We start from the raw sequence: 16,478 nt of genomic DNA, 5'->3' as shown, positions 1-16,478 counted from the left end.
CGCTGACCTTTCAAAAGCAAGCTTTTAAAAGGTCCGCTCGACTTGCATGTATTAGGCACGCCGCCAGCGTTCGTCCTGAGCCAGGATCAAACTCTCCAATAAAGAGTCTGAGCTTTTGCTCAAAATTTGCTAGCTTGTCTTACTTAAAATCATTTGTCGTGTTCCGTAGAACCGACGTTATGACGCTGTTGTTTTGTTTAGTTTTCAAAGATCATTTTCTTACAAGATTCGCTCAAAAGCGACTTCCTAATCATAACAACTTGTCGTTTTAAAGTCAAGCTGTTTTTTGTTTTTTTTGAAGTAGCATTTTCACATCTCATCACTGCCCTCGCAGCGACGAAATTAAATATACCACCTCCACAACTATATTGCAATACTTTTTCTAAATATTTTTGATTGAAGTTCTGTTAATGGAAAATATACAACTTACTTCTACTATTATAGTTTGCTTAGGAAAAAACTTGTCGTTTTCTTGCGGGTTATGTATGATGTAGGAAGACAACTAAATTCTTTTCCACGAGGGGAGCCTTAAAGGCTGAGAGTGAACTTGATGTTCTGACCCTTTGAACCTGTTAGTTAGTACTATCGTAGGGATGTGGCGGATTTATTACTTATTTCATTTAAGCGATAAAGGAGCCCCCTTTATCGCTTTTTTTATGTTAAGGGGGATTTTCATGAAGAAGAATAACACATTATTTTTAGTTGAAGTTGCAATATTTGGAGCACTAGCTTACTTACTTGATTTATTGGCTGGAGTATTATCCCTAAAGATTTGGGCTCAAGGAGGCTCAATATCTATAGCGATGGTACCTGTATTTATCATGGCTTTTCGGTGGGGTATAAAAGGAGGGCTTTTATCAGGTTTTATTCTTGGGTTACTTCAGATTGTTACTGGCCAATTATTCGGAGTAGATCCAGTGCAAATATTTCTAGATTATATTGTAGCTTTTTGTGCATTAGGGTTGGCTGGTGTAGTAGCAAATCAAGTAGCTGCTTCTGCTAAGAAAGATAATTTTAAGAAGCTAGTATTGTATGTAAGTATTGGATCTTTTATAGGTTGCCTTCTAAGGTTCTTGGCTCATTACGCCGCCGGAGTTATCTACTTTGGCTATTTAGCGCCGGAAGGGCAACAAGTATGGCTATATTCATTGCTTTATAATGGCTCGTTTATGTTACCGAGCTTTATAATAACCACAATTGTGACGGTACTCTTGATCAAAACCGTCCCTCGTATATTCACTTTTAATAATTCCATTGCTTAAGCTGGCCTCTATGGTCAGCTTTTTATACGAAAAAATAATAGAATGTTCTATTAAAGTCCCTCATATAATCTAGTAATAAGATTGAAACAGGAGGATAAGATATGGATCTTGTAAAATACGCAGCATTTATTGTAGCATTACTGACTTCAATCGGCTTATTACTGTTTGCATACTTTGAGGGGTTGCGTATAAGTGATGAAGAAGGAAAAGTACGCGGAGGAGGATTCATTCTGAGTCTTTCACTAGGTATGTTTTTTGCTATGATGGCAACCAGACTCCAATGAATGATACATATAATAGATGAAGCCGACTATATGTCGGCTTTTATATTTGATTTTTTCTTACGGTTATCTTTTAAGAAATATCCTACACTAAGCATCACAAGCAGACCTCCTGCAAATTGCGTCCATGTCACCATCTCATTTAATATGAAATAAGCAAGTACTGCTGCACCAATGGGTTCAAATAGAATACTCATTGAAATGACATTGGTGCTGATGTATTTAACAGCCCAATTGAAAAAAGAGTGCCCCAGTAATGTCGGAATGATTGCAAGCAAGATGAACCAAATCCAATCGGCTGAAGAGTATCCTGTAAGAGGGTCCCCAGAAATTAGCACATAAAAAAGCAAAGTCACGCAACAAAACCCATAAACAATAAATGTATAGGTAATTAAAGATAACCTTTTTCTGACATCTTGTCCGAACAATAAATATGCTGTCACAAGTGCACAGGCCACCAAGGCCAATATATCCCCAAATAAAGCCATTCCACTAATTCGAAAATCGCCCCAACTAATGATCACACTCCCGACTATAGCCATCAATCCACTTACCATAGCTTTCTTACTTAGCTTCTCTTGGAAAAACAAATACGTCCCTATAAAAGCAAATAAAGGCTGGAGGGTTACGAGCACAGTCGAACTTGCTACACTGGTATAGTTTAAGGATTCAAACCATAAAATAAAATGAAACGCTAAGAATATACCTGCCAACATAGAAAAGAGCCAATCCCGCTTCGAAATATCTTTAAGCTCCCCAACATATTTATATAGAAAAATGGGTAGTAGTATTATCACGGAGAAAAGTAACCGGTAGAAGGCGACCACTCCAGCAGGGGCATCCGCTAATTTAACAAATATGGCGGATGTGGATACAGTAATTACTCCTACCGCGAGAGCCACGTATGGATTAAACCACTTATTCATTTACCTTCACCCGAACTTTAGTTATTTTAATTAATCTTTTTAATTTTACAGAATATTGTTATAATTTCCTAACAACTATTTTTATATAGAATATCATATCTTTTCTACTTACAGGAGGGGCCTTATGGAATTGTTCTTGGAAAATATCGCTGAATACGATTTTATTGTAAAACTTGTTTTTGCTTCAATAGCTGGAATAATTATAGGATTAGAACGAGAATTAAAAGGAAAGCCTCTTGGGTTGAAGACTTGCGTTATCGTCTCAGTAATGGCATGTCTTCTAACCATCGTTTCCTATGAATCTGCCTTTCTTTATTCTAAGGAATACTCTAGACCCATGGATCCTGGACGAATCCCTTCATATGTTATTAGCGGTATTGGATTTTTAGGTGCAGGGGTAATCCTAAGAAGAAGTAACGAGGCTATTTCAGGACTGACAACAGCAGCCTTGGTATTGGCATCCGCTGCACTTGGAATTACTATTGGTGCAGGATTTTTTATTGAAGGAGCTTTTGGTGTCATTTTTATCATTCTTGGTGTGAAAATAATCCCTTCCCTTTTTGATAAGATAGGGCCAAAGAAATTGAAGGAAAAAGAAATAAAAGTAAAAATCTTTATCGAGAAAGATATCGACCTGACCATGGTAATGAAGGAAATTCACCACAAAAATCTTTCTATTAAACGAGTAAAGGTTAAAGAGGAAAAAGATGATATCGTTCTTAATTGTATCATCACCACGAAGAAAAGCGTATATACAACAGATGTTTATTATGAGCTAAAATCACTTACAGGTGTTATTCAAGCGGAAGTAGAAAACTTGGACTAAAACTTTATAAAAAAACGTTTGCAAAAGAAAGAATTTTTGATAAAATGAATTCATTCTTACCGGGGCGGTAGTTCAGTGGGAGAATACTTCGCTGGCAGCGAAGGGGGTCGTGGGTTCGAATCCCATCCGCTCCATATTAAAAGAGGCTGTTAAAAAGATCGGAATTGGTCTTTTTTAACAGCCTTTTTCTATTTCTATCGTTTAATACTTACTGGTTTTAATTTGCCTCAAGCCTCAAGGTAGTTTATCACCTACTACTAAAATTAGACCTGGATTAGATCTATTTCTTCTCCCAGTTATCATTTTCATTTTTCTTTGTACTTTTCCTTGACTGCACTCCATGCCACTTTATGTGCCGTTTCTTCTTTATCATACTGATCTGAGGCTGAATTGAATGCTTCCTTGTAGATTTCCTGGGCATGTTTAGGAAGGTTATCCTTTACTCCATCCGGCAGTTCCTTTAGAGAATCATAAGGCATCTTAAACTCCTCCTTTATCAGTTCATTTTTTTCTAGAATACCCTTTCTTTAATCAATTAAACGAAAAAGGAGGATTTCGACGCACTAAAAAGAATTATTGTAAGAGAAGCTTGCTTAAAGAGGAGAAAAGATGTTCAAACTTACCTATCTAATAATTTCTATATTTTTATTAATCGGGTGTTCAAAATCGACTGTTCAAACAGAAAGGCACCTTGATAAAATTCCCCCTATAACAGAAGCTATGGTGGTTGTTCCACCCGAACCATCAAGCTTAGATATGAGAGAATGGCTCCTCCCCAAGAAAAATTCAAGAGTACGAGGTGCCCCTATCACACATGTCATGCTACATTTTACAAACAATGCGCTCCGTGCTCCACAGGACCCTTATAATATCGCGGAAGTCTATTCACTTTTTGAAGAGTATGAGGTGTCTGCTCATTATATGATAGACAGGGATGGCGAGATCTACCTCCTGGTGCCGGAAGAACGTGCAGCCTTTCATGCAGGTATTGGGCATTTATTAAACTACCAAGATTATGAGAGTGGTCTGAACGACTATTCGATCGGGATAGAATTGCTGGCTGTGGGGACTAGTGAAGAGATGCTTTCAATTATGCCAGCTGAGATATATGATTCCATTTCTCCTTCCGACATAGGGTACACAGATGCTCAGTATGCTTCATTGAAAGATTTATTAGATGATATTTTGAAACGTAACCCATTGATCAAGAATGACCGGGAACATATCATTGGCCACCACGAGTATGCTCCTGTCCGGAAAAGCGACCCTGGTGAATTGTTTGATTGGTCTAGAATAGGATATTAAATTCACAAAAAAGAGACCAGGCTAATGGTCTCTTTTCCTCTTTCATTCGCATACTAATATTTCTCTTGTAAAATAGCCCTTTTGGGTCTCACAGCGATCGATTATGGTGAACCCGGCTTCCTCCACCATGTCATCCATCGTCTCGATGGTAATGACGACGACTTTCTTTGCGAAGCGGCGTGCATGCTTCAAGATGGATAATTGGTCTTCCGGAGTGGCATGGGTATAAAGATTATACGGCATATCAATAACTGCCACATCATAGTTACCCGTTACGTCCGAGATTGGTCCAAGCGTGACATTACCTTTAAGGCCGAAATGTTCAATATTCTCCCTTGAACCGTCTACCACAAGCGGGTTAATGTCACTTCCATCCATATCAATCCCCATCGATAACGCTTCAACAAGTACCGTTCCTATCCCGCAGCATGGATCAATGGCCTTTATCCCTTCAGGATCTGGAACGGCTATATTGGACACAGCCCTTGCGACACGGGTACTTAAAGCGGTTGAATATTCCCTGGGCTTCTTCGTATGCTGAAGCCATACCGCTTCACTTTTCAAATAATGACCGAAATACCAGCGTTCACCTACAACCGCCATGCCGAAAATTTGATCTGGTTGATGGACATCGGCCTCTCCTTCAATCACCCATCCGATGGCACGTTCAATATCACGACGTTCTTGATATTCAATCGTATTAGGAGCTTTCCTGTCATTTATTTTGGAGAATATAACCTTGAATGTTTGGTCCCCCATCTTTATATCCTTGGCTTGATCTACTAGCTCCTGGAGTGCAGCTCCTTCATAGATCACTTCAATTCTTTCGCGGATAAAAGGGCTTCTGTCCGGATTAAACTTTGTGTTGCTTTTAATAATGTTATCATCTGTTGCTTTTCCAAAAAAAGATCGCATCTCCAAATGGCACAGGGAGCGCTCTTCCTTGCTATATGCATACGTATATATAAACGTCGGTTTTTTTTGCTCTACCAATCATTTTACTCCTCTGTTTGCCCCGACCTTCATTTTACAAGATCTATCAGCCTATTTAATTCCTCTGGGTTAAATCCTTTTACAGCCTGGTCACCTACAGCCGTAACCGGTATGCCCATAAATCCGAATTTCTCTACTTCCTCTTGGTATTCCCGATTTGCCAAAAGATCTCTGACTTCAAAAGATACTTGATGCTCTTTTAGAAATTCCTTTACCAATTCACAATCTCTGCAGCCTGGTGCCGAGTAGACGATAAGTTGTTTGCTCATGTAAGAAGCCTCCCAAGATGAATTTTGTCTCTGTTATAAATAGTATCATAAAAAACACCCATTAGTTCACTAATGAGTGCTTAAATGCATAGATGACCGCCTGTGTTCGGTCCTGCACTTGTAGTTTTGCCAGTATATTGCTTACATGCACCTTCACTGTCTTAAGTGCGATGAACAGCTCATCCGCTATTTCTTGATTTGTTTTTCCTTGGGTCATGAGAAGAAGGATCTCCATTTCCCTGTTGGTCAATTCCTCATGAGGAAGGATTTCAGTCTTCCTGCGCATCTTTTGCATCATTTTCCCTGCCACTTCCGGCTCCAAGATGGATTGTCCTTTATAGGTGGAACGAACTGCATTGGCAATTTCACTTGCTTTGGAAGTTTTCAGCATATAGCTTGTAGCTCCCGCCTCAAGTGCAGGATAGACTTTTTCATCATCAAGAAAGCTCGTAACAATAATGATTTTCGCTTCCGGCCATTGTTCCATAATTCTTCTGGTCGCTTCGATTCCGTCCATTTCCTTCATGACTAAGTCCATTAATATAATATCAGGCTTATGTTCGAGTGCCAGTTCAATTGCAACAGACCCATCATCTGCTTCGGCAACAACCTCTATATCAGGTTGGGCCGACAGGTATGCCGTAACGCCAATCCTTACCATTTCATGATCATCTACAAACAACACTCTAATCATATTAACTTAAGCCTCCTCTACGTCTAGTTTGGGTACTTTCACTTCCAGCCTTGTTCCCTCATTTTCTACACTTACTATTTTCAAAGTACCGCCTAGCTCAACGGCACGTTCATGCATGTTTTGCAAGCCATAAGAACCTGCCCTTGCCTGCTCCACATCAAAGCCGATTCCGTCATCCACTACGCGAAGTATGATGAAGTTCTCTCTTTGAATAAGTAATACCTCCACCGCATTGGCTTTGGAATGGCGCAATGTGTTGGATAGTGTCTCCTGCAGGATTCTAAATAAATGATCCTCCACACCTTTATCAATAGAAAAACGTTCAATCTTCCACGTGATGCTCATCGGAACTTTTTGGATAAGCTCTACTAATAATTCCTCTGCACCTTCTTGAAGCGTCTTTCCTTTTAATGCGACTGGTCGTAGATGAAGGAGTAATGCCCGCATCTCCAATTGAGATTGGTGTATCATCTCCTCCACTAATCTCAATTGCTTAGTTTCATTATTATCAGTGCCAGTCTCTCCCCTCGTTTCCGTTAATGCAGACATTAGCATGGAGGCTGCGAAGAGTTGCTGGCTGACAGAATCGTGCAATTCTCTTGCAAGTCTGTTTCGTTCCTGTGAAACAATTTCTTGTATTCTATTCTCCAGATCTTCTGCCTTTTCGTTTGCAATCTTTTGGGAGATTTTTGTTTGTTCTTGTATTTGATTGTGCAGTTTCCCTATTACCTCTTCCATTGAAGCTAACTCCTGAACACTGCTTCCTGGTACTTCCCACAAACTTCTTCCTTGTTCCACCGCTTTCAGTTCTTCATATACGGTGTTTAGTTGCTTCTTCCAATACAGCCCCGAAAACAAGCCAAAGAGGATACCTAACCCAAGACTGACAATAATTATAAACAAGATGAATGGAAGATCCATCACTTTTAGTATCCAGAGAGCTTCTAGACTGATTACCGGAAAAAAGAAATAAGTTATCACGCCAATCACCAGGAAACTTATGAACGATATACAAGTCGCCAACAAGACTTGCCTTTGCAAAATACTCATACTCTCTTCACCTCTATGCTGCCGACGAAGATCGAGGTAACGATTTTCACTTTCTGTGTGGCTTCTTTATAATTTCCTGTTTGGTAATGAACGGTCTGGTTGAGGATGCTTTTCTCTTCTTTATCAAGAATATGGATAGAACCCACCATTCCAGAGTGAACGATACTAAGTTCCAATTCGTAGGGAACCAATATCTGTATGTTTCCTATAACATTGCGAATAAAAATGATGGCTTCACCTTTAGGTAGTACCGTATAGCTCAAATCTATCTCCGTATCACTAATTCCACATTGAATATTCACATCATCCCATGTATAAGAGTGTTCAGGTGTCTTTTGTCTGCCAAACAGCTTGTTCGTAAACCATTTTTGCTCGTTTCTCACAATCTGTTCTTCCCGTTCAGGGAGTATGTCCGGCTGAATTTCTACAGGCTGTTTTTTGGCTTGCAGGAATTTGTACAAGAAATACAATACTGTTGCTAGCAGCAGGAAGTTGAATGTCATCATATTGAATATGGTAAAAGTGATGGATAACGCCCCAATAACAAATAATGCCTTTCCAATTAACCAATGCCATTTCTTCCTGCCTACATATATTAGAAAACCGGAAAATAAAAAGGAAAAAATAAGGCCCGTATTGAAAAAGAGAATTTCTAACAGAAAAATCAAGCTAGCCACTACTATAATGAAACTAAGATAATCAGATTTCATTTTGTTCAACATGCGCCTTATCCCTCCTTTTTTCTAGGATCCATAGTCTTATACACCCTAAAAAGGCGCAACATGCACGCCTTTTTAGAATAGCAGTTTTCATTGTGAAAGAGAATGAGTTTTCTCTTCTGGTTGAGTAATTTCTTTTTCAAGCTGGGCAATGCGCGCATCAATAGTATTGTGGTGATAGGCGGAATTCACTTGATGTTCTAATCGATCCAAGTAGGTTTCCATTTCATTAAATTTCGTGTAGGAGTGTTCCGCTTTGTTCGCATCCACCACCTGATTCATCCGATGTGTGGCACGGGCAACATTTTCCCTCCCCATTAATTCCATCCGCTTGATATACATATCCTTCAGTCGGTGCTTCATTTCTTCATATTTTTGCTCAAGGCTTGTGAGGTCCTCTGAAACTTTTTCTAAGGAAAGCTTCAATTTATTGGCGCGCTCCTCATATTGTTGGTGCTCGCGTTTAGCAAACGCCTCCAGTTCCGCCTCACCAGCTTTTTCCGCAATCACTGCTTGGGAAGAGCGTTTTTCCGCTATACTGCTTGCCTCGTGGTATTCTTTTACAAACTCTTCTTTAAGTAAGTTCTGGCGCTCTACTAGCTTGCGCACTTTTTCTACTTCTTTTTCACAATCGCGTAAATACTGATTCAACATCGCGATTGGATTTTTCTGTTCTTTTTTATCCAGCACCTCATGAAAATCTGCTGAAATCGTCTGTTTTATTCTTGAAAATAAGTTGGCCATGGTAACATTCCTCTCCTTATATTGTTTTATTTGTTCAATGAGTTCCACTGTTTTTCGAAGTTAGTGAACGGGTCCCCAGCTTCAATAATGTCGTTGTTTGCTTGCTCTTTGTTCCAGTTCTTGTATACAACATATAAAATGTACGCTGCTACAACTGCTAATACTGCCGGTACATTAGCGATTGAAAACGCGATGGCAATAAAAGCGATAAAGCCCCAAAGAATTTTTGTGCCAGTAGAATCTGTTTTTATGAATTCTTTAACCGCATAATAAGTAACTACCAAACTAACGGCCAATCCTAAAAGCGGACCAATGTTTGCAAGTAAAACAAAGAATGCGATGACACCTACTAAAAACAATCCGAATTTTTTCATTTGTTGTTCCTCCCTTCTATGTCTTTATCTTACCTTCGCAAAAGATTTCCTATAATGAGCCTGAGCCATATTTTGATGTAGGGCTTGGGGCTTAGTGGCTATAGGACCGATTAGCACAGTATTCACATCCATAGTTGATTCTCGTAGTCTATTAGCCACTTGAATTTTCCGAGGATTATTGATAGAATCTTCTGAAAGCAATACTTTAACACGCAACACCTTCTTTCTTTTTCACACTGTTTGAAAATAATGATTAGGAGGCGTTTTTGTATGCAAAAAGAAAAATTGGTCCATTTAATTCCTTACAAATTGGAAAATCAACTTTTTGAAACTCATCAAATCCCCGAAGGCATCGAACTAATCCAAGCACCGTCTATTTGGCAGGCTGGATATAAAGGGGAAGGTATGGTGGTAGCCGTCATCGACACTGGCTGCGATGCTCAACACCCAGATCTCGAAGGCAGAATAATCGGGGGAAGAAATTTCACGGACGACGATAATGGAGATCCTGAAAACTTTACTGATTACAACGGCCATGGAACCCATGTTGCAGGAACGATTGCGGCGATCAATCCAGGTTCAGGTGTTGTCGGGGTAGCCCCGGAGGCAAAGCTACTCATTCTTAAGGCGCTTGGCGGCAAAAATGGGTCAGGTGAATATGAATGGATTATCAATGCAATCAACTATGCAGCTTCCCAGAATGTAGACATTATCTCTATGTCGCTCGGCGGACCTATCGATGTAACGGAACTTCACGATGCAATCAAAGCAGCCATTTCTTCTAACATTCTTGTCGTATGCGCTGCCGGTAATGAAGGAGACGGAAATCAATATACGGAAGAGTTTTCCTACCCTGCAGCTTACACAGAAGTCATCTCTGTCGGTTCTATCAATCTTCAACGTAAATCCTCTTACTTTACTAACTCGAATAACGAAATCGATCTTGTCGCGCCTGGTGAAAAAATCATTTCCACTATACCAGGAGGAAGATATGCCGTTTTCAGTGGTACATCCATGTCAGCCCCACATGTTGCTGGAGCGCTCGCCTTAATAAAGAAGCTTACAGAAAAGGAATTTGGCCGAGTACTTTCTGAACCTGAGCTATATGCCCAACTGATAAAAAGAACCATACCCCTCGGCTACCCAAAAAGCTTGGAAGGCAATGGACTCCTCTATTTGACAACTCCGCAGCTTTTGGCCGATTATTTGCGACAAACCAATATTGCCGAAACCATTGGTGTGTAACATAAAAGCATAACAACATAAATATTCCCCGATCCCAAATGATACACAACAGGATAGGGGAATTACTTTTTCTTTTTCCCTTCTAATGTTAAACCTACCGCCAAGAGGATGGTACCTAACGCTTGAGTCCAACTCCCCGACGCAATGAGAACTTCATTGCTAACCTGGGAAAGACCTATCGCTTTTCTTTCTTCCTCTTTGAGCTCCCTCACTCCTCCAATAGCCTGTAAAGAGTTTCCCACCGCTTGGAGACTGTTCCCAATAACTATATATGATTTGTCTGCACTCCCAAGTGCTGTTATAGCTCCCAAAGCTTGGATGAGATCGCCACTTATCACTAACCTTTCCTCGGTATCCCCGGGAAAATCGATTGCCAAGCCTATACTTACCGTTACATTCCCTGTTGCTTGTATGATATTTCCTAGCTTTCCGTAATTCAGTGCTCTTTGGGAATCCGCTTCAAGCCCGTTCCCTGTAGCTTGAAGTACATTTCCAATCAAACCTAGCCCTCTTTTACTATTTGTATCGATTGGAACAGAAGGGGTGCTGCCAATTGCTGCCACCACCGTACCTATCGCCTGTGTCCAAGCACCAATCAATTGTTTTGGGTTTTCTTCCATAAGACATTCCGCCTAACTAATCAATCACCTTATCACCGCACCATGTCGTAATCCTCATGTTCTAGCATATGACAATGCTACACATAAAGTCCGGAATAAAGTAAAAATGCAAAGAAAAACTTGTTTTTAGGGTTGTATAAATATACATGTAGTGTTATTTTTATTAATATTATAACTATCATCCTAACTTTTCTAAAGGAGACAAAAACGTATGAGTACACAATCGGCCAAACCAACAACTTACTCCAAACAAACAGAGGCCCAAACCTATTCTATCTCCCAAATCTTGAAATTTGCCGTTCCCTCTTTAATTGGGATTCTTCTTTTCCTGATACCGATTTCTTTCGATGGAAATGTGACCATCGGACTTGGCATCATGGCGGACTGGGTATTGACTAACTTTGGCGGGGCAATACCTACCTTCATGACCATCGTATTAGTAGCTTCCGCTGTCAGCAGTTTGATAGTGAAGGTTTTCCCATTAACATTCATAAAGAAAGATAGTTTTTTAGACACCTTATTAAATGTAGGAGGTATATGGCTTGCATTGCGTGTATTAGGTGCCGCATTTGCAGTTATGACGTTAACGGAATTCGGCCCTGAAATGATCACATCCGAATTCACCGGCGTAATAGTCCTATATGATCTTATTCCTGTTCTTACTGTCTGGTTTCTATTTGCAAGTCTCTTCATGCCGCTTTTGTTAGAATTCGGTTTAATGGACTTCATTGGAACGTTAGTAAGAAAAGTGATGCATCCTCTCTTCAAGCTGCCGGGACGTTCCTCCATTGATGCTATGGCCTCATGGATGGGGAGTGGGACAGTCGGGGTGTTGTTAACCACCCAGCAATACGAATCTGGTTATTATACGAAAAGGGAAGCGGCTGTTGTTGCCACAAACTTCTCCATTGCATCCATTGCCTTCAGTCTTGTCATCGCCAAATTTATTGGAATTGATCATATGTTTGTACCTTTTTATTTTACAGTGGTTGTTACGGGGATCATTGCAGCAGTCATCTGTCCAAGAATACCGCCTCTTTCCCGCAAAAAAGATACTTATTACGAACCAGTTGGTCAGAAAATTGATGAGAAGGTTCCAAGCGGAATATCAAGTTTTCAATGGGGGTTACAGCAAGCTGTAGAAAAAGCGGGACAAGTGAAAAGTGCAAAACAGGTTGTGAAAAAAGGGATATATAATGTAGTAGATATCTGGATGGCACTTATTCCACTTGTAATGGCGCTCGGAACGGTTGCACTCGTTGTAGCTGAATACACCGAAGTGTTCAATGTACTATCCTATCCATTCATACCCTTTCTTCAGCTCTTGCAAATTCCAGAAGCACAAGCTGCTGCACCAGCCATGATTGTAGGGTTTGCGGATATGTTTCTTCCAGCAGTCATTGGTAGTGGAATAGAGTCTGAGCTTACGAGATTTGTTATTGCAGTAATGTCATTAACTCAATTGATTTACATGTCGGAGATTGGGATTCTTTTGATAAAATCCAAAATTCCTTTGTCTATATGGGAGCTGTTCATCATCTTCCTGCAACGAACAATCATTACATTACCAGTTGCAGCACTCATGGCTCATTTGTTCTTCTTCTAATAATAAAAATAAAAGCTCGCCATTTCCAAGGTTGGATTGGCGAGCTTTTTTGTGTATTCATTTAGTTCCGCGCCTCGTGCACTTTCAATTGCTTCCCTTTGACGGTCCGGTTTTTCATTTCTTTCAGAACTAGAGATCCCTTTCCATTCAAGATATCCACATATGTGTGATTTTCCTGGATGGTTATAATTCCGATATCTTCTGAAGTAACGCCATTAATCTGGCAAATGGTGCCAACGAAGTCCACCGCTCTGATTTTCTTTTTCTTACCGCCGTTAAAATAAAGTTTCATAATATTCTGCTCTAATTTGGCACCTTTGTTTTCTTTCTTTATTGGTCTATTTTCCAATTTTACTAAAAAAGAAGTTTCAGCTCTTGCTACAGCTTCCCGTTTTGGCGCTTCAGCTCTTGAAATTTTAATGCCAATAAAATCCTCAATTTCTTCTAAGTGATGATGTTCACTAGTTGAAATAAGTGTAATGGCCTTTCCAGATTTCCCAGCTCTAGCTGTTCGGCCGATACGGTGTACAAATCGTTCTTTGTCAGAAGGAATATCGTAATTGATAACCAGGCTTATATCTTCAATGTCAATTCCTCTTGATGCCACATCCGTTGCGATCAGGTAACGGAATTCACCTCGTTTGAAAGCATTCATTACAGAAAACCTGTCTTCCTGTACCAGGCCGCCATGCAATTTTCCACAAGGGTATCCCGCACGATGAAGATTACGGTGAACCTTATCCACTTCTTCTTGGGTAGCACAAAAGACAATACAGCTATCGGGGTTTTCGACTACTGTAATATCTTTCAGCAAAAGAAATTTCTTCTCCCCTTCCCCCACCTCATACCAGATATGCTCTATTCGATCTGTTGTCAAACCACCGCTTTCTATTTCAATAAATACAGGGTTTGTCATGTATTGATTGGATAGTTGTTTAATGTCTTCCGGCAAGGTGGCAGAAAACAACATAGTTACTCTACTCTTGGGAAGCATCTGGATAATCGATTCCACTTGATCAATAAAACCCATGTTCAACATTTCGTCGGCTTCATCAATGACAAGATACTCCAGTCTGCTTACATCGAGTGTGCCTTTCTCAAGATGGTCCAACACCCTACCAGGTGTACCTACCACTATATGTGACTTTTGTTTCAGTTCAAGCTTTTGCCTTTGAAAGGATTGTTTCCCGTAAATAGCGGTCGCCTTGACACGTTTGTAGCGGCCGATATTCGTTATATCGTCTTTCACCTGCGCGGCAAGCTCCCTAGTCGGTGTCAGTACCAATGCCTGTGGCTTATTCTCTTCCCAATGGACGAGGTCGCATAATGGAACCGCAAAAGCTGCTGTTTTTCCGCTTCCCGTTTGTGATTTTACAATGATGTCACTCTTTGCTAAAGCCTTGGGAATCACTTCTTCTTGCACATTGGTGGGCTTTAGATAATTCAGGCTTTTCAAAGCCTTGACTATGTCTTCCCCTAAATTGAATTGCTGAAATGTTCTATTCATTATTTGATTACCCTTCTTTTTCTTCAAATTCTACAACAATCTCTAATACCTCTGACCTGCTGCCAATCCTAAGTGGCGGACCCCAAAAACCGAATCCAGAGGAAACAAATGCATGCAACTGGCCTTTTTTTAAATAACCCCAATCCAATTCAAAGAGCCTTCTGGTAATCAGGTGGTTTGGCGCCATCTGTCCTCTGTGGGTATGACCCGATACGATGAGATCTATCCCACTTTCCTGCGCTTCTTTCAACTCTGCTGGCTGGTGATCCATAGCTATAAGAGGCAGAGATTCATCTAATTCATTTACCAATTGATTAAACGATTTTCTTCTGGAATCTGTTTTATCTTTTCTGCCTAACAAATAAAAGCTGTTTCCTATCTGAATCACTTCATCCATCAATATGCGGATATCCACCTTTTCCATTTCTTTAAGAAATGCCGGAATCTCTCTTCCGTAGTATTCATGATTTCCAAGAACGCCATAAATACCGAGTGGAGCATGAAGTTGTCTCATGATAGCACCCATATTCTTCTTTTGAAAATGCTCAGGCTCATCATCGATAATATCGCCTGGCAGCAAGATGATATCTGGTTTGATTCGATTCATCATTTTTACAAGCCTTTTAGCATGGGCGATGCCCGATAACTTGCCGAAATGCATATCAGAAGCTACGGCTACGCGAAGTGTTTTCATTTCGGCTTTTTTTGGTATGGTCACTTCATATTTTCTGATTGTAGGGCTATACGCATTGTAAAGACCAGTGATGAAAATACCTGCCAGAATAATTGCGGTAACGGTCCCGACCACAACAATGGAAGTCTGTTCTTGAATATCTAATAAGCTGAGTACCAAGATAGCAAGATTTGCGAGAGGAAACAAAAGCAGCCCGTATTGAATAAACCCAAACCATATCGATCCAATAATAGATAACCAGGAGAGCGGTTTAACCATTCTGCCCAGGATATAGGCATACGATAAAATGGTGATGACTATCCAATATAAAGGTACTTGTTGGAACGAAAACATCGCTTTTAACCAAACTAAGCCGTTCCATCCAAGGTAAAACATCAAGATATTATATATAGAGAAAAATGCAACGATCGATAAAACCCGACCAACGTTCACGCAAGCAACTACTCCTTTGATACATATAAATATAGTCTACTCATTATAGCGAATAAAGCTTGCGAATGGGAAATCAGAACATCATAGAACCCCACTAAGAAAAGTCGCCTCTTCTCTTTAACTCCATTACTTTTAGTTGATGGTTAAACACCGCTGTTCCTTTCCGCAAATGACTGCGCTTTCCGCGGGACGGTGCTTGAGCCTCCTCACTTCGTTGGAGGCCACTGAAAAAGTCTTTGATTTTAGATATTTTTAAGACACCGCTTTTGATTTCCGCAAATGGCTTCGCTTTCCGCGGGGCGACCTTGAGCCTCCTCACTTCGTTGCGGGGTCTCAACAATGTCGCTTCTTCCCCCGCTGGAGTCTACGCCATTTGCTCCATTCAAAAGCTGAAAATTGAATGTACAATTCGTACTTAATTAAGCAGAAGAATGTTTAAATTACAACTTTCTTCTGCTTTTTTGTTTTATAATATTTTATAAAAAGTTTTAGGTGGTATCCAAATGATTTCTAATCAAGAGTCCTTTAACCTTAGCCCATTCTCAGCGATATATGATATCGTAGTCCCCAAAAATAATATGCTTCGTCAAATAAATGAACTAGTAGATTTCTCTTTTATTCTTGATGAACTAAAAACAAAATACTGTTTGGATAATGGTCGTAACGCTATCCCGCCTATTCGTATGTTCAAATACTTGTTGTTAAAATCTATTTATGATTTGTCAGATGTTGATGTTGTTGATCGATCCCAATACGATATGTCATTTAAGTATTTTCTCGAGATGGCTCCAGAAGATCGTGTCATTGATTCAAGTTCATTAACGAAATTTCGAAAGCTCCGTCTTAAAGACGTGGGATTATTAGATATGCTTATAGAGAAGACAGTTGAGATTGCATTAGAAAAAGGAATCATAAAAACCAATACCATAAT

The 16,478-nt window shown here is 40.0% G+C and carries 19 protein-coding genes, 1 tRNA gene, 1 rRNA gene and 1 riboswitch; of the genes, 8 read left to right on the top strand and 13 right to left on the bottom strand.

Translation table 11 applies throughout. The annotated features are described in order from the left end of the window. Positions 1-102, bottom strand: a 16S ribosomal RNA gene (locus M313_RS0117345); the annotation flags it as partial. A gap of 407 nt (positions 103-509) precedes the next feature. Then, positions 510-611, top strand: a riboswitch (TPP riboswitch). Positions 612-674: 63 nt separating this feature from the next. Here M313_RS0117345 and thiT point away from each other — a divergent pair. Both thiT and M313_RS0117335 read left to right on the top strand, forming a co-directional pair. Then, positions 675-1,262, top strand: coding sequence for an energy-coupled thiamine transporter ThiT (gene thiT, locus M313_RS0117340; protein ID WP_010198221.1), 588 nt, complete (start codon positions 675-677; stop codon positions 1,260-1,262). Between the two features lie 101 nt (positions 1,263-1,363). Beyond that, positions 1,364-1,546 (top strand): hypothetical protein, encoded by a 183-nt coding sequence (locus M313_RS0117335; protein ID WP_010198219.1) that lies wholly within the window; start codon positions 1,364-1,366, stop codon positions 1,544-1,546. Between the two features lie 26 nt (positions 1,547-1,572). Here the strand turns inward: M313_RS0117335 and M313_RS0117330 are convergent, their stop codons facing one another. After that, on the bottom strand, positions 1,573-2,469 hold the full coding sequence (locus M313_RS0117330) for a DMT family transporter (RefSeq protein WP_010198218.1): 897 nt from the start codon (positions 2,467-2,469) through the stop codon (positions 1,573-1,575). A 124-nt stretch (positions 2,470-2,593) separates the two neighbouring features. On the opposite strand from M313_RS0117330, the gene M313_RS0117325 reads away from it, so the two are divergent. Then, on the top strand, positions 2,594-3,295 hold the full coding sequence (locus tag M313_RS0117325) for an MgtC/SapB family protein (protein WP_010198217.1): 702 nt from the start codon (positions 2,594-2,596) through the stop codon (positions 3,293-3,295). 61 nt (positions 3,296-3,356) lie between these two features. Beyond that, positions 3,357-3,429: transfer RNA gene (locus M313_RS0117320), tRNA-Ala, on the top strand. Between the two features lie 171 nt (positions 3,430-3,600). Here the strand turns inward: M313_RS0117320 and M313_RS23950 are convergent. Further along, on the bottom strand, positions 3,601-3,774 hold the full coding sequence (locus M313_RS23950; protein ID WP_010198216.1) for a ChaB family protein: 174 nt from the start codon (positions 3,772-3,774) through the stop codon (positions 3,601-3,603). A 130-nt stretch (positions 3,775-3,904) separates the two neighbouring features. On the opposite strand from M313_RS23950, the gene M313_RS0117310 reads away from it, so the two are divergent. Next, entirely contained in the window at positions 3,905-4,600 is a 696-nt protein-coding gene (locus tag M313_RS0117310; RefSeq protein ID WP_010198215.1) for an N-acetylmuramoyl-L-alanine amidase, read from the top strand. 42 nt (positions 4,601-4,642) lie between these two features. Here the strand turns inward: M313_RS0117310 and M313_RS0117305 are convergent, their stop codons facing one another. The 7 genes from M313_RS0117305 to M313_RS0117275 form a co-directional block, all read right to left on the bottom strand. Next, the gene (locus M313_RS0117305) at positions 4,643-5,593 is read right to left on the bottom strand and encodes a TRM11 family SAM-dependent methyltransferase (RefSeq protein ID WP_010198212.1); all 951 of its coding nucleotides are present in this window, start codon (positions 5,591-5,593) and stop codon (positions 4,643-4,645) included. Between the two features lie 29 nt (positions 5,594-5,622). After that, positions 5,623-5,862, bottom strand: a complete 240-nt coding sequence (locus tag M313_RS0117300) for a glutaredoxin family protein (RefSeq protein ID WP_010198210.1) — start codon at positions 5,860-5,862, stop codon at positions 5,623-5,625. A 61-nt stretch (positions 5,863-5,923) separates the two neighbouring features. Next, entirely contained in the window at positions 5,924-6,556 is a 633-nt protein-coding gene (locus tag M313_RS0117295; RefSeq protein ID WP_010198209.1) for a response regulator transcription factor, read from the bottom strand. Between the two features lie 6 nt (positions 6,557-6,562). After that, positions 6,563-7,606 carry a sensor histidine kinase gene (locus M313_RS0117290; protein WP_010198201.1) on the bottom strand — a complete coding sequence of 348 codons (1,044 nt, stop codon included), beginning with the start codon at positions 7,604-7,606 and terminating at the stop codon, positions 6,563-6,565. Then, positions 7,603-8,328 (bottom strand): cell wall-active antibiotics response protein LiaF, encoded by a 726-nt coding sequence (gene liaF / locus M313_RS0117285; protein ID WP_010198199.1) that lies wholly within the window; start codon positions 8,326-8,328, stop codon positions 7,603-7,605. Before liaF ends, M313_RS0117290 begins: the two co-directional genes overlap by 4 nt. A gap of 87 nt (positions 8,329-8,415) precedes the next feature. After that, positions 8,416-9,069: a PspA/IM30 family protein gene (locus M313_RS0117280; protein ID WP_010198194.1), complete on the bottom strand. Its 654-nt coding sequence runs from the start codon at positions 9,067-9,069 to the stop codon at positions 8,416-8,418. 26 nt (positions 9,070-9,095) lie between these two features. Next, on the bottom strand, positions 9,096-9,443 hold the full coding sequence (locus M313_RS0117275; RefSeq protein ID WP_010198191.1) for a lmo0954 family membrane protein: 348 nt from the start codon (positions 9,441-9,443) through the stop codon (positions 9,096-9,098). 270 nt (positions 9,444-9,713) lie between these two features. Here M313_RS0117275 and M313_RS0117270 point away from each other — a divergent pair, with 270 nt between their 5' ends. Continuing rightward, the gene (locus tag M313_RS0117270) at positions 9,714-10,688 is read left to right on the top strand and encodes a S8 family peptidase (protein WP_010198185.1); all 975 of its coding nucleotides are present in this window, start codon (positions 9,714-9,716) and stop codon (positions 10,686-10,688) included. Between the two features lie 62 nt (positions 10,689-10,750). Here M313_RS0117270 and M313_RS0117265 read toward each other — a convergent pair whose 3' ends face one another. Further along, positions 10,751-11,308, bottom strand: coding sequence for a DUF6944 family repetitive protein (locus tag M313_RS0117265; protein ID WP_010198178.1), 558 nt, complete (start codon positions 11,306-11,308; stop codon positions 10,751-10,753). Positions 11,309-11,519: 211 nt separating this feature from the next. Between M313_RS0117265 and M313_RS0117260 the strand changes: the two genes are divergently transcribed. Next, positions 11,520-12,914: a YjiH family protein gene (locus tag M313_RS0117260; protein ID WP_010198176.1), complete on the top strand. Its 1,395-nt coding sequence runs from the start codon at positions 11,520-11,522 to the stop codon at positions 12,912-12,914. Between the two features lie 61 nt (positions 12,915-12,975). On the opposite strand, the gene M313_RS0117255 is transcribed toward M313_RS0117260, so the two are convergent. Together M313_RS0117255 and M313_RS0117250 are read right to left on the bottom strand one after the other, a co-directional pair. Beyond that, the gene (locus tag M313_RS0117255; RefSeq protein WP_010198174.1) at positions 12,976-14,421 is read right to left on the bottom strand and encodes a DEAD/DEAH box helicase; all 1,446 of its coding nucleotides are present in this window, start codon (positions 14,419-14,421) and stop codon (positions 12,976-12,978) included. A gap of 7 nt (positions 14,422-14,428) precedes the next feature. Then, positions 14,429-15,490 carry a metallophosphoesterase gene (locus M313_RS0117250; RefSeq protein WP_050780691.1) on the bottom strand — a complete coding sequence of 354 codons (1,062 nt, stop codon included), beginning with the start codon at positions 15,488-15,490 and terminating at the stop codon, positions 14,429-14,431. 560 nt (positions 15,491-16,050) lie between these two features. Here M313_RS0117250 and M313_RS0117240 point away from each other — a divergent pair. Next, the coding region (locus M313_RS0117240) for a transposase (RefSeq protein WP_010198170.1) at positions 16,051-16,478 on the top strand (428 nt) is incomplete at its 3' end.

The sequence above is a fragment of the Bacillus sp. m3-13 genome (assembly GCF_000175075.1).
Classification (GTDB): Bacteria; Bacillota; Bacilli; order Bacillales; family Bacillaceae_I; genus Sutcliffiella_A; species Sutcliffiella_A horikoshii_C.
This window is presented reverse-complemented; position numbering and strand designations above follow the sequence as displayed.

Excerpts from the sequence above, each read along its gene's own strand:
- thiT (WP_010198221.1), top strand. The coding sequence starts at position 675 with ATGAAGAAGAATAACACATTATTTTTAGTTGAAGTTGCAATATTTGGA.
- M313_RS0117335 (WP_010198219.1), top strand. The coding sequence starts at position 1,364 with ATGGATCTTGTAAAATACGCAGCATTTATTGTAGCATTACTGACTTCA.
- M313_RS0117330 (WP_010198218.1), bottom strand. The coding sequence starts at position 2,469 with ATGAATAAGTGGTTTAATCCATACGTGGCTCTCGCGGTAGGAGTAATT.
- M313_RS0117325 (WP_010198217.1), top strand. The coding sequence starts at position 2,594 with ATGGAATTGTTCTTGGAAAATATCGCTGAATACGATTTTATTGTAAAA.
- M313_RS23950 (WP_010198216.1), bottom strand. The coding sequence starts at position 3,774 with ATGCCTTATGATTCTCTAAAGGAACTGCCGGATGGAGTAAAGGATAAC.
- M313_RS0117310 (WP_010198215.1), top strand. The coding sequence starts at position 3,905 with ATGTTCAAACTTACCTATCTAATAATTTCTATATTTTTATTAATCGGG.
- M313_RS0117300 (WP_010198210.1), bottom strand. The coding sequence starts at position 5,862 with ATGAGCAAACAACTTATCGTCTACTCGGCACCAGGCTGCAGAGATTGT.
- M313_RS0117295 (WP_010198209.1), bottom strand. The coding sequence starts at position 6,556 with ATGATTAGAGTGTTGTTTGTAGATGATCATGAAATGGTAAGGATTGGC.
- M313_RS0117290 (WP_010198201.1), bottom strand. The coding sequence starts at position 7,606 with ATGAGTATTTTGCAAAGGCAAGTCTTGTTGGCGACTTGTATATCGTTC.
- liaF (WP_010198199.1), bottom strand. The coding sequence starts at position 8,328 with ATGTTGAACAAAATGAAATCTGATTATCTTAGTTTCATTATAGTAGTG.
- M313_RS0117280 (WP_010198194.1), bottom strand. The coding sequence starts at position 9,069 with ATGGCCAACTTATTTTCAAGAATAAAACAGACGATTTCAGCAGATTTT.
- M313_RS0117275 (WP_010198191.1), bottom strand. The coding sequence starts at position 9,443 with ATGAAAAAATTCGGATTGTTTTTAGTAGGTGTCATCGCATTCTTTGTT.
- M313_RS0117270 (WP_010198185.1), top strand. The coding sequence starts at position 9,714 with ATGCAAAAAGAAAAATTGGTCCATTTAATTCCTTACAAATTGGAAAAT.
- M313_RS0117265 (WP_010198178.1), bottom strand. The coding sequence starts at position 11,308 with ATGGAAGAAAACCCAAAACAATTGATTGGTGCTTGGACACAGGCGATA.
- M313_RS0117260 (WP_010198176.1), top strand. The coding sequence starts at position 11,520 with ATGAGTACACAATCGGCCAAACCAACAACTTACTCCAAACAAACAGAG.
- M313_RS0117255 (WP_010198174.1), bottom strand. The coding sequence starts at position 14,421 with ATGAATAGAACATTTCAGCAATTCAATTTAGGGGAAGACATAGTCAAG.
- M313_RS0117250 (WP_050780691.1), bottom strand. The coding sequence starts at position 15,490 with ATGTTTTACCTTGGATGGAACGGCTTAGTTTGGTTAAAAGCGATGTTT.